The organism is Chelatococcus daeguensis, from assembly GCF_001887265.1.
In the GTDB taxonomy this organism is placed as follows: domain Bacteria; phylum Pseudomonadota; class Alphaproteobacteria; order Rhizobiales; family Beijerinckiaceae; genus Chelatococcus_A; species Chelatococcus_A sambhunathii.
The window spans coordinates 3,334,892-3,346,549 of the sequence record NZ_CP018095.1; the positions used below are offsets into that span (position 1 = coordinate 3,334,892).

The 11,658-nt window shown below is 68.6% G+C and carries 13 protein-coding genes; 6 read left to right on the plus strand and 7 right to left on the minus strand.

Annotation, left to right across the window (positions count from 1 at the left end; translation table 11 throughout):
• Positions 1-16: 16 nt before the first annotated feature.
• The 6 genes from BOQ54_RS15830 to BOQ54_RS20085 form a co-directional block, all read right to left on the minus strand.
• Positions 17-541 carry a DUF934 domain-containing protein gene (locus tag BOQ54_RS15830; RefSeq protein ID WP_055460236.1) on the minus strand — a complete coding sequence of 175 codons (525 nt, stop codon included), beginning with the start codon at positions 539-541 and terminating at the stop codon, positions 17-19.
• Positions 541-1,293, minus strand: coding sequence for a phosphoadenylyl-sulfate reductase (locus tag BOQ54_RS15835; RefSeq protein ID WP_055460235.1), 753 nt, complete (start codon positions 1,291-1,293; stop codon positions 541-543). The genes BOQ54_RS15830 and BOQ54_RS15835 overlap by 1 nt, the downstream gene beginning before the upstream one ends.
• Positions 1,280-2,941 (minus strand): nitrite/sulfite reductase, encoded by a 1,662-nt coding sequence (locus tag BOQ54_RS15840; protein WP_071924263.1) that lies wholly within the window; start codon positions 2,939-2,941, stop codon positions 1,280-1,282. The genes BOQ54_RS15835 and BOQ54_RS15840 overlap by 14 nt, the downstream gene beginning before the upstream one ends.
• Before the next feature lie 27 nt (positions 2,942-2,968).
• Positions 2,969-3,298, minus strand: coding sequence for a DUF2849 domain-containing protein (locus BOQ54_RS15845; RefSeq protein WP_055460233.1), 330 nt, complete (start codon positions 3,296-3,298; stop codon positions 2,969-2,971).
• Positions 3,299-3,309: 11 nt separating this feature from the next.
• Positions 3,310-4,740, minus strand: a complete 1,431-nt coding sequence (gene cysG / locus BOQ54_RS15850; protein WP_071924264.1) for a siroheme synthase CysG — start codon at positions 4,738-4,740, stop codon at positions 3,310-3,312.
• Positions 4,741-4,822: 82 nt separating this feature from the next.
• Positions 4,823-4,996 (minus strand): hypothetical protein, encoded by a 174-nt coding sequence (locus BOQ54_RS20085; RefSeq protein ID WP_157672579.1) that lies wholly within the window; start codon positions 4,994-4,996, stop codon positions 4,823-4,825.
• A 527-nt stretch (positions 4,997-5,523) separates the two neighbouring features.
• On the opposite strand from BOQ54_RS20085, the gene BOQ54_RS15860 reads away from it, so the two are divergent.
• From BOQ54_RS15860 to BOQ54_RS15885, 6 genes are all read left to right on the plus strand, one after another.
• Complete coding sequence (locus BOQ54_RS15860; protein ID WP_055460230.1) at positions 5,524-6,330, plus strand: MetQ/NlpA family ABC transporter substrate-binding protein; 807 nt, start codon at positions 5,524-5,526, stop codon at positions 6,328-6,330.
• 102 nt (positions 6,331-6,432) lie between these two features.
• Entirely contained in the window at positions 6,433-6,645 is a 213-nt protein-coding gene (locus tag BOQ54_RS15865) for a hypothetical protein (RefSeq protein ID WP_055460229.1), read from the plus strand.
• 35 nt (positions 6,646-6,680) lie between these two features.
• A complete protein-coding gene (locus BOQ54_RS15870) occupies positions 6,681-7,793 on the plus strand; it encodes a methionine ABC transporter ATP-binding protein (RefSeq protein WP_071924265.1) in 1,113 nt (370 codons plus the stop codon).
• The gene (locus tag BOQ54_RS15875; RefSeq protein ID WP_019400215.1) at positions 7,783-8,448 is read left to right on the plus strand and encodes a methionine ABC transporter permease; all 666 of its coding nucleotides are present in this window, start codon (positions 7,783-7,785) and stop codon (positions 8,446-8,448) included. Before BOQ54_RS15870 ends, BOQ54_RS15875 begins: the two co-directional genes overlap by 11 nt.
• Before the next feature lie 40 nt (positions 8,449-8,488).
• Positions 8,489-9,271 (plus strand): MetQ/NlpA family ABC transporter substrate-binding protein, encoded by a 783-nt coding sequence (locus tag BOQ54_RS15880; protein WP_071924266.1) that lies wholly within the window; start codon positions 8,489-8,491, stop codon positions 9,269-9,271.
• Positions 9,272-9,406: 135 nt separating this feature from the next.
• Complete coding sequence (locus BOQ54_RS15885) at positions 9,407-10,984, plus strand: adenylate/guanylate cyclase domain-containing protein (protein ID WP_071924267.1); 1,578 nt, start codon at positions 9,407-9,409, stop codon at positions 10,982-10,984.
• A 33-nt stretch (positions 10,985-11,017) separates the two neighbouring features.
• Here BOQ54_RS15885 and efp read toward each other — a convergent pair whose 3' ends face one another.
• The gene (efp, locus tag BOQ54_RS15890) at positions 11,018-11,584 is read right to left on the minus strand and encodes an elongation factor P (RefSeq protein ID WP_055460224.1); all 567 of its coding nucleotides are present in this window, start codon (positions 11,582-11,584) and stop codon (positions 11,018-11,020) included.
• Between the last annotated feature and the right edge of the window lie 74 nt (positions 11,585-11,658).

The following is an 11,658-nucleotide window of genomic DNA, read 5'->3' on the forward strand; positions in this document are numbered from 1 at the left end:
GGCGTCCTTCGCGAAATCAGAGACGGCCGGCGGAGCTGCGGCGCCAGGGATGCCCGCCGGCAGTGGGCGGGGCAGCCTCGTCGCGGCTCGCGGGCTGATAGTGCAGGGAGACGAGGTTGATGCGGCCGTCGCGAAGCGCCGCAATCGTGCCCTCGTGCGTGATCTCGAGCGCATCGAAGCCACAGCGCAGCATGAAGCGTAGCTGGTCGCGCAGCACGTTGCCGATGGCCCGCAATTCGCCGCGATAGCCGAAGCGCTCACGCAGGATGCGCGCCGTCGAATAGTTGCGCCCGTCGGTGTACTTCGGGAAGGTCAGGACGACGAGCGACAGGCGGTTGATGTCGTCCTCCAGCCCGTCGAGCCCCTCCCCCGCCTCGATGACGACGCCGAGCGGCGCATTGCGCCCGGCGAGCCCGTCACGCTCGGCGATGAAGCGCGCCTTGGGCAGCGCCACCGGCCCCTCGGCCGGCAAGGCCTCGTCCGCGCCGAGGATGCGCCAGGGATCGTCCGCGACGAAGGAACCGTTCCTGTAGAGAGCCATCAGGCGCTCCTCCTCTCGACACCCGCCCTGGAGACGTGGATGCCGCATTCGATCTTGGCCGAACCGCGCCAGCGCCCGGCGCGCGGGTCCTCGCCAGCCACAACCGGCGTGGTGCAGGGCGCGCAGCCGATCGAAGGATAGCCGCGGCTGACGAGCGGATGGACCGGCAGGTCATGCGCGCGGAGATAGGCGCGCACCTCCTCCATGCCCCACGCGGCGAGTGGCGTGACCTTGATATGCGTCGCATCGGCCTCGAAAACCGGCATCGCCGTTCGCGTCGCGGCCTGGTAGCGCTTACGGCCCGTGATCCAGGCCTCGAACGGCGCGATCGCGCGCGCCAGAGGCTCGACCTTGCGCAGCCGGCAGCACTCATCGGCGTCGATGGCGAACATGGCGCCATAGGGGTCGAGCCGCTCCGTCGCCGCAGCATCGGGCCCGACGGTGCGCACATCGGTGAGGCCGAGCAGATCGACGAGTTCGTCGCGATAGGCGAGCGTCTCCGGGAACAGCCGGCCGGTATCGACGAAGGTCACTGGCAGGTCGCGGTCGATGGTCGCGGCCATGTGCAGCAGTACCGCCGATTCGGCGCCGAAACTCGACACGAGCGTGATGCTCCCGGGAAAGAGCTTGCGGATGGCGAGGCGCATGATGGCGAGCGCGCCGAGGTCGCCATGAGCGGCCTCGAGTTCGCTCGCCCGTGCAGCGAGCGCAGGCGCGGCGCTGCCGGGCGTCAACTCCTCAAGCGTCGGCATAGAGCGCCTCCCGGAACGGCGCTTCGCCGAGCCTGCGGAAGGCGGAGAGGAAGGTCTCCTGCGGCCCTTCGCGCAGCCTGAGATAGGTCTCGACGATGGTTTCCACCGCGCCGACGACCTCGTCCGACGAGAACCCCTTGCCGACGATCTCGCCGATCGAGCAGGTCTCGTCGCCCGAGCCGCCGAGCGTGATCTGGTAGAACTCCTCGCCCTTGCGGTCGACGCCGAGGATGCCGATGTGGCCGACGTGGTGATGGCCGCAGGCGTTGATGCAGCCGGAGATTTTGATCTTGAGCTCGCCAATCTCCTTCTGCCGCTCGATGTCGGCGAAGCGCTCCGCGATGCGCTGCGCGACGGGAATGGAGCGGGCGTTCGCCAGCGAGCAGTAGTCGAGCCCGGGGCAGGCGATGATGTCGGTGACGAGCCCGGCGTTCGGCGTCGCAAGGTCGGCCTCGGCGAGCGCCGCGTGGACGGCCGGGATGTCGTCGAGCCTGACGTGCGGCAGCACGAGGTTCTGCTCGTGGCTGACGCGCACCTCGTCGAAGCTGTAGCGCTCCGCGAGGTCGGCGATCAGTTCCATCTGCTCCGCCGTCGCATCCCCGGGCGGGGCACCGATGGCCTTCAGCGAAATGGTGACGATGCCGTAGCCCGGCACCCTGTGCGGAGCCACGTTGCGCTCGACGAAATGGGCGAAGCTGCGGCTGTCGGCTTTGGCCGCCTCGAAGGCGGAGGAGCGTGCGGGCAGCTCCGCGAAGGCCGGCGGCGCGAAATAGGCGCGGATGCGCGCGATCTCCTCCTGCGGCATCGTCAGGGCGCCGCGGGCGCGGATGTCCTCGTATTCGGCCTCGATATCGCGCGCGATCTCGTCGACGCCCGTCTCGTGCACGAGGATCTTGAGACGCGCCTTGTACTTGTTGTCGCGCCGGCCGTGCATGTTGTAGACGCGCAGGATCGCCTCGCAATAGCTGAGCAGTTCCGCCTCGGGCAGGAAGTCGCGCACCTTGCGGCCGATCATCGGCGTGCGACCGAGGCCACCGCCGACCCAGACGGCAAAGCCGGTCTCGCCGGCCTCGTTCCGCTTCACCTGCAGGCCGATGTCGTGCACCTGGATGGCGGCGCGGTCCGCCTCCGCCGCCACGACGGCGATCTTGAACTTGCGCGGCAGGAAGGTGAACTCCGGGTGCAGCGACGACCACTGCCGGAGGATCTCGGCGTAGACGCGCGGATCGGCGATCTCGTCCGCGGCCGCGCCGGCGAAATGGTCCGCCGAGACGTTGCGGATGCAGTTGCCCGAGGTCTGGATGGCATGCATCTCGACCTCCGCGAGCTCCTTGAGGATGTCCGGCACCTCCTCGAGCTTGATCCAGTTGAACTGCAGGTTCTGGCGCGTCGTGAAATGGCCGAAGCCGCGGTCGTAGCGCCGCGCGATATGGGCGAGGCGCCGGAGCTTGCGGGAATTCAGCGTGCCGTAGGGAATGGCGATGCGCAGCATGTAGGCGTGCAACTGCAGATAGACGCCGTTCATCAGCCGGAGCGGCTTGAACTCGTCTTCCGTCAGCTCGCCCGAGAGGCGGCGCGCCACCTGGTCACGGAATTCCTCCACGCGCTCGGCCACGAACTGCCGGTCGAATTCGTCGTAGCGGTACATGGGACTGTCGTCTCCGGATGCGCAGGTTCAGGCGGCGATGACGGACGGATCTTCGCCCGGCATGACGATGGTGGGGCGCCGCGCGGCGCGGATGGCCTCGCGCAGCAGCACCGGCACGAGCCGACCGTCGTCGCTCTCGGTCATGGCAACGAGATAGACGTCGACCACGAGATTGCGGGCGCTGTCCGCCTCGCCCTGGGCGAGCAGGGCCTCGGCTGCCTCCTTCGTCTCGGCCACCTCGGCTTCGGCGATGTCGGTGGACCAGCGCCCGTCCACCGTGCGGAAGACCACGAGGCCGCTGTCGAGGGCATTGGCGGTCACGACCTTGGGACCGGCGCCCTTGGCATCCTTCTTCATCAGGCGCTCCTTCAGGCGGCGCCGGCGAGCGCCGGCTGCCTGCGGGGGATCGGTTCGGCGATGGGTTCGGCCCCCTTGAGTTCGCTATGGGCGAGCGTGGGGCCGACGAGAATGAGAACGGGACCGTCGACATCGGCCCGCGCAGAGAGCGCCGGCAGGTCGGCGAGCGTGCCGGCGAACAGCCGGCGCGTCATCCGCCCGGCGTTTTCCACGGCGACCACCGGCGTATCCGGCGCGACGCCGGCGGCGATGAAGCGCGCCTGCGTCTCCTCAGCCACCGTGCGTCCCATGTAGACGGCGACGGTGCCGCCGGCAGCGGCGATGGCCGGCCAGCCGGCCGGCTCGCCGCCCTCGGCGCCGTGGCCGGTGGCGAAGGTGAGCGAGGAGGCGACGCCGCGCAGCGTCAGCGAGACCTGCGCATCGGCGGCGGCCGCGAGCGCGGCGGTGACGCCGGGTACCACCTCGGCGCGGATGCCGGCGGCTCTGAGCGCGGCGAGCTCCTCGCCGGCCCGGCCGAAGACGAGCGGATCGCCCGCCTTGAGGCGCGCCACGCGCTTGCCCTGTCGGGCGAGGCGCACCATGAGAGCATCAATGTCCGACTGAGAAACGGAATGTCGCCCCTTGGCCTTTCCGACAGCGATGCGTTCGGCGTCGCGCCGCCCCATGTCGACCACCTCCTGCGGCACGAGCCCGTCATGGACGATGACGTCGGCCTCGAGCAGCAAGCGCTGCGCCCGGAGGGTCAGCAGATCGGACGAACCGGGGCCGGCGCCGATGAGCCAGACGACGCCGTCTTCTGCAGCGCCGGCGGACAGGGCGCTGAGCGCGGCCCGGCGCGCCGCACCGAGATCGCCGGCGAGCGCGAGGCGCCCCGCCGGGCCGTCGAACAGGCGATTCCAGAACCTGAGGCGCGCGCTGTTGGTGGGAATGGCCGCCGTCACGGCCGCGCGCAACGCGCGGGCAAGCTCGCCCAGCCGGCCGAATTCCGGCGCCAGCATCGCTTCGACGGCAGCGCGGATCCGCTGGGCGAGAACCGGCGCGAGCCCGTCCGTTGAGATGGCGACGGCCACGGGAGCGCGGTCGACGATGGCCGGCACGGCGAAATCCGACAGGTGCGGCCGGTCGACCACATTGACGGGCACGCCGGCGGCGCGGGCACGCGCGGCGAGGCGCGCATCCTCGCCCTCGTCTCCCGTGCCGATGAAGACGAGCGCCGCCTCAGCGAGATCGTCGGCAGCGAGAGTGCGGGCGCGGTGATCGATGCCGTTCGTTTCGACGAACGCCGCAAGGGCCTGTTCCAGTGCCGGCGCGACGAGCCGCAGCCGCGCCTGCGACCGTCCGAGCAGCCGCAGCTTGGCAAAAGCCTCGTCTCCACCGCCGACAATCACGACCAGCCGGTCGCCGACATCGTAGGAGATCGGGAAGTAGCGCAGGCCGCCCACGAATTCACCGTTCTTTTGCGTGAATTTGATCTTTAAACACAATACCACGCGAAAATTGGATTAAAAATACAAATCTAACTTGTTATTTATCCCACTGCGAGGTCGTCGGAGCCGCGCCCGCCGCGCCGAGGCGCATGGCGGCAGGACCATCGCCGCCCGGCCGCGGCGCCCCATAGGCGAGCAGCAGGAAGACGAGCCAGGCACCGAGGATGATGACCGCATGGCGGAGCAACGAGAGCTGTTCGGGCGTGAGCACGATATTCCACATCCCAGTCTGATATTTGCCCGATCGTACAATTCTTTGCACTGTATGTGAATAGGACAATTTTACGTCAGAGATGAGTAGTATGTTTCTTAGAAAGGCACGAATCGTCCGGTTTAGCGGAATTTTTCGATTGACAGGCCGGTTGGCCGGATCGATAGTGCGCCCCGTGTCGGCTGCCCGTGCGGCCGCACCGCGGTGATTTGACCCATGCAGCTTGCGCCGCGTCACCAAACGCTAAAGCGCCACGAACGGTCTTCGTGGCTCGAGGATCGGAGATGACGATGAGGCCTCTGGCGAAGTTCCATGACGAAGCGACACCCCGGCCCCGCCGGCGAATGTGTTGTCGCGCCATGATGGGCTGACGGACCCTTCCGCAGCCGGCCCGGTGCGGCCGTTTTCTGAAGCTACCTTTCTTTCATCAGCCGGAATCGCGCCTTCTCAGCCGATCCGCTCATCCGTGACATTCCGGGTGCCTCGCCGGCTTGGCGGGACCGGCACGGACAACGCACGAGGACATCATGATCCGTTTCGCTCTCGACCGCCGCGCCTTCGGGGCGCTCGTCGCAGCCGGCCTCCTCCTTGGCTCCACGGCCCTCGCCGCCGCCGAGACCATCAAGCTCGGCGTCATCGGCGGCGACGAGGAGGAGATCGCGGAGGTCGCCAGGAAGGTCGCGGCCAAGGACGGCCTGACCATCGAGATCATCGCCTTCTCGGACTACACGCTGCCCAACGAGGCGCTCGACCGCGGCGACATCGACGCCAACGCCTTCCAGCACAAGCCCTATCTAGATGCACAGATCGCCGCCCGCGGCTACAAGATCGTGCCGGTCGGCTACACTATCGTCGAGCCGATCGGCTTCTATTCCGCAAAGCACAAGGACTTCGCGGCCCTGCCCGAGGGCGCCAAGATCGGCATCCCCAACGATCCGAGCAACGGCGGCCGTGCGCTGCACCTCCTCGCCGGCAACGGCCTCATCAAGCTCAAGGACGGCACGGGCCTGACGGCGACGCCGCTCGACATCGCCGAGAACCCGAAGAAGGTGAGCTTCGTCGAGACCGACGCCGCCCTCCTGCCGAAGCAGCTGCCGGACCTCGACGGCGCGGTCATCAACACCAACTACGCGCTCGGCGCCGGCTTGAACCCCACCGACGACGCGCTGGTGCAGGAGAGCCGGACCGACAATCCTTACGGCAATTTCGTCGCCGTGCGCGCCGCCGACAAGGACAAGCCCTTCGTCGCCAAGCTGGTCGCCGCCTACCAGTCCAAGGAGGTGGCCGACTTCCTCGCCGAGCGCTTCAAGGGCGCGGTGCTGCCGGCCTGGTGAGGCCGGGCGATCCTCGCCGAGCCGGACCGTCCCTCTCCGCGCAACGTTGGGAGAGGGGCTGCGGTCCCGCCGCTCGCATGCACCACGCCCCGGGAGAACGCCATGTTCCACGCCTACATCATCGAGGTGGGCGGCGAGGCGGCCGGCATCCTGGCGCGCGAGGGGGAGCGGTTCCGCTTTCACGCCACGGCGCGGGCCTACGCGCCGCTCAACGGCCGCATCTTCGCCGACCCGTGGACGGCCCAGCGCGCCGCCCGCCTCGCGCTGAAGGATGATCAACGGGGGGCTCGCGCCCGCGGCCGAATGACGGCATAAGGCGGCAAGGCTACCGCACGCCCCCGGAAAAGAGAATGACCGTGAACGCCCATGCCCCCATCACCGCCGACGCAGCGATCCCCGCGAGCGACGAGACGGAAGATGCCATCATCCGCTTCGAGGGGGTCGCCAAGTCCTTCCCGGCGCGCAAGAGTTCGGCCGCCGTACATGCGCTCGCCGGCATCGACCTTGCCGTGCCTCGCAGCTCCGTCGTCGGCGTCATCGGCCGCTCCGGCGCCGGCAAGTCGACGCTGATCCGCCTCGTCAACGGGCTCGAGAAGCCCACCGCCGGGCGCGTCATCGTCGACGGCACGGACGTTGCCGGGCTCGGCGAGGGCGCGCTGCGCTCCGTGCGCCGCTCGATCGGGATGGTGTTCCAGCACTTCAACCTCCTTTCGTCGCGCACGGTCTTCGACAACGTCGCCCTGCCGCTCGAGATCGCGGGCACCGACGCCGCGACGATCAAGGCGCGGGTCACGCCGCTGCTCGATCTCGTCGGCCTCGCCGACAAGCGCGGGCGCTATCCGGCCGAGCTCTCCGGCGGGCAGAAACAGCGCGTCGGCATCGCCCGCGCGCTCGCCACGCAGCCCAAGGTGCTCCTGTCCGACGAGGCGACCTCCGCGCTCGACCCCGAGACGACGCGCTCGATCCTCGACCTCCTCGGCACCATCAACCGCGAGCTCGGCCTCACCATCCTGCTCATCACCCACGAGATGGCGGTGATCCGCGCGATCGCGCAGCGCGTCGCGGTGCTCGACGCCGGCCGCATCGTCGAACAGGGCGACGTCTTCGACCTGTTCACCCGGCCGCAGCACGAGACGACGCGGAGCTTCCTCGCCGCCGAATCCGGCCGCGAGCTGCCGGCCTTCGTCGCCGACCAGATCCGGGACGAGCCGATCCCCGGCGGACAGGTGGTCGTGCGCATCGTCTTCCGCGGCCCCTTCGCCACCCATCCCGTGCTGTCGCAGGTGACGCGCGAGCTCGGCATCGACGTCAACATCCTCGGCGGCGCGGTCGATTCCATTGCCGGCCGTCCGTTCGGCACGCTCATCGTCGGGCTGCCGAACGACGGCACGTCGCTCGACAAGGCGCTCGCCTTCCTCAAGGAGCGCGATCTCGATACGGAGGTGCTCGGCCATGTCGCCTGAAATCGCCCGCCTCATCCTGCAGGCGACCGCCGATACGCTCTACATGGTGCTCGTCGCGACGGCGCTCGGCACGCTCTTCGGCCTGCCGCTCGGCGTCTTCCTCGCCACGAGCCGCCGCGGCGAACTCCTGTCGGCGCCGTGGCTCAACGGGGCGCTCGGCTTCATCGTCAACGCCACGCGCTCGACGCCCTTCATCATCCTCGTCGTCGCCATCATTCCCTTCACGCGCCTCGTCGCCGGCACCTCAATCGGCACCACGGCGGCCATCGTGCCGCTGACGGTGGCGGCGACGCCCTTCATCGCCCGCCTGATCGAGGCGGCGGTGCGCGAGGTCGACCAAGGGCTTATCGAGGCGGCCCGCGCCATGGGTGCCTCGCCCCTGCAGATCGTCGCCAAGGTGCTCGTGCCCGAGGCACTGCCCGGCATCGTGCTGGGCCTCACCCTCGCCATCGTCAGCCTCATCGGCTACTCGGCCATCGTCGGCGTCGTCGGCGGCGGCGGGCTGGGCGACCTTGGCATCCGCTACGGCTACCAGCGCTTCATGCCCGAGGTGATGGCCGCCGTCGTCATCGTGCTCATCGTCCTCGTGCAGGGCGTGCAGAGCCTCGGTGATCGCCTGGCGCTCAGGCTCAACAAGCGCCTGCGCCACGCCTGATCTCGTTTCCGCAGTTCCACACCACTGGGGGTTATTCCTTATGTCCATCCGCATTCTCACCGCCGCCCTTGCCGCCGCCATCGGCCTCGGCGCGGCCTCCGCCCAGGCGGAGACGATCAAGATCGGCGTGACGCCCGGCCCGCACGCCCAGATCCTTGAGGCGGTGAAGCCCGTCGCCGCCAAGAAGGGCCTCGACATCGAGATCATCGAGTTCTCGGACTATGTCGTGCCTAACACCGCGCTCGACGCCGGCGAGCTGCAGGCCAACTCGTTCCAGAACCAGCCCTATCTCGACAACCAGGTGGCCGACCGCGGCTTCAAGATCGAGAGCGTCGGCCTCACGGTGAACTTCCCGCTCGGCATCTACTCGAAGAAGCACAAGTCGTGGGACGAGGTGCCGGACGGCGCCACCATCGCCATCCAGAACGACCCGACGAACGGCGGGCGCTCGCTCCTCCTCCTGCAGGACAAGGGCGTCATCAAGCTGAAGGACGGCGTCGGCTTCAAGCCCACCGTCGCCGACATCGTCGAGAATCCGAAGAAGCTGAAGTTCCTCGAGGTCGACGCCGCCCAGACGCCGCGCTCGCTCGACGACGTCGCCGCCGCGGCGGTCAACACGAACTATGCCGTCTCGGCGGGCCTCAAGCCGCAGGATGCCATCCTGCGCGAGGACGCCAAGGGTCCCTATGTCAACCTGATCGCCGTGCGCAGTGCCGACAAGGACAAGCCCTGGGTGAAGACGCTGCTCGAATCGTACCACTCACCGGAGGTGAAGGCCTTCGTCGAGGAGACCTTCAAGGGCGCCGTCCTGCCGAGCTGGTAAGCGCTGTCTTTTCGTCCCGAGCCTTGCCCCGGCCCCTGGCCGGGGCTTTTTTGTCCGGCGCCCTCGAAGGCGCAGGCGTTGCACCGTGCGCCGGGGGCTCTATCCTGCCGCGGGAAGGCAATGGGGAGGCAACACTTGTCGATCGCGCGGGTCCTGGCCTGGTCGCTCGCCTATTTCGTGCTGGCGTACTACGCGCAGATGTTCGCCGGCGGCGCCGACGGCATCGTGCCGGTCTGGCCGGCCATCGGCATCGCACTGTTCCTCGTCCTCCGGCACGGGCCGGCCGGCCTCCTGCCGGTGGCCATCGGCGGCGCGGCAACGGTCGCCAACGCCTATGCGGAGCCGCTGCGCCTCGCCGCCGAGCTCCTCCTTGTCGGGGCGACGATCGTCGGCGCCCTCGCCGCCCGCCATGCCTGCCGCCTGGCCGGCGGTGCCGACGACATGTTCGGCCGCACGCGGGACATGGTCGTCTTCCTCATTGCCGGCTGCCTCGTCATCTCCGCCGTCGCGGCCCTGATCGGCGTTCTCGTCCTCTACCTGACCGGCGCCTTCCCGGGCACAGAGCGCCTCGTCGACCTGCCGCCGCGCTTCATGACCTGGTTCATCTCGGACCTTGCCGGGACCGTGCTCGTCACGCCGCTGCTGATGGCCTGGAACGGCCGCGAGGAGTTCGGCCGGCCGTCACTCGTCAGCCTCGCCTGCTGGCTGGCGCTGATCGTCGCTGCCGTCGCCGCCTGGCTTGTCGACTTCACGCCCGATGTCGAGAATGCGGCCATGCTGCTCCTGTTCGGGCCGACGCTCGCCGCAGCGGCACTGACCACAAAGCCGCGCGCCTTCACGGCCATCGTCCTGTCCGGCGCGTTCATCGCCGTGACCGTGGTGGCGGACAATATCTACGCCGCGCAGCAGGGCCTGCGCCGGGAGACCGTGGCGCTGCTTCTCGTGCAGCTCTACCTCGTCTCCATCGTGGAGACGCATCTCGTGCTCTATGCCGCGATCACGGAGAGCCGCCGCTCCATTGCCGAGCGGGTCAACCTTTCCAAGCACTTCTCGCCCAACATGGTCGATCTCATCGCCCGACTCGGCCGCCCCTTCGAGAAGCCACACCGCCAGCCGGCGACCGTCCTGTTCTGTGACCTGCGCAACTTCACCCTCCTGTCGGAGGCGGAGGGGCCCGAGGCGACCATCGCCCTCCTCAGGGATTTCCACGCCAGCATGACGGACATCGTCTTCCGCCACGAGGGGACGCTTGACCGCTATCTCGGCGACGGCCTCATGGCAGTGTTCGGCATGCCCGAGCCATCGCCCGACGATGCGCTGCGCGCGATCGCCTGCGCGCGCGAGATGCAGGAGGCGCTCGCCGGCATCAACGAGCGGCGGCGCGCGCGCGGCGAGGCGCCGCTCGACATGGGCATCGGCCTGCATACGGGCGAGGTGATGCTCGGCGACATCGGCTCGGAGACGACACGGTCGGTGACCGTCATCGGCGACACGGTGAACGTGGCGAGCCGGCTGCAGAGCCTGAGCAAGGAAATCGATGCCGCCATCGTGCTGAGCACGGAGACGCGGGCGGCGGCGCTGAAGGCCTGCGATGGCGATGCGGGCCCGCTGTCCGGCCTCGTCCATGTGGGCATCATGACGCTGCGCGGGCACAGCCGGCCGACCGATACCTGGTCGCTGCCGCGCTTGCGCCCGGCGGTGCCCGCCGCCTGAGGCGGCAGGCTCGCTTGCTGCATCTCGCGCCCGTCAGTCCTTGGCGCGTTCCACGTAGGAGCCGTCCGCCGTCATGATGACGATGCGGGTGCCGGTGCCGATGTGCGGGGGCACCATGGTGCGCACGCCGTTCGACAGGATGGCCGGCTTGTAGGACGACGAGGCGGTCTGGCCCTTCACCGTCGGCTCCGTCTCGACGACCTCGAGTATCACGCGCTGCGGCAGGTCGATGGCAACGGCATTGCCTTCGTAGATGGAGATCATGCAGGCCATGCCCTCCTGCAAGTAGACGGCCTGATCGCCAACGACGTCCGCCGGCACGGGCAGCTGGTCGTACGTCTCGGGGTTCATGAAGATGTAGTTGTCGCCATCCTGATAGAGATAGGTGTGCTCGCGATCCTCGACATAAGCGCGCTCGACCTGCTCGGTCGTCTTGTAGCGCTGGCTCGTCTTGGTGCCGTCGGACAGGCGGCGCATGTCGATCTGCGTGGTCGGCGTGCCCTTGCCGGGAAAGAAGCTCTCGGCCGAAAGGACGACGTAGAGCTGACCGTCCACCTCAAGAATGTTGCCCTTGCGCACGGAACTGGCGATGACCTTCACTGAAGTAACCTCTGTTGTCGCTTGTCCTTGGGCAGCCCCGGTTCGAATATCCGACCAGCCCGCGAAACGTCGGC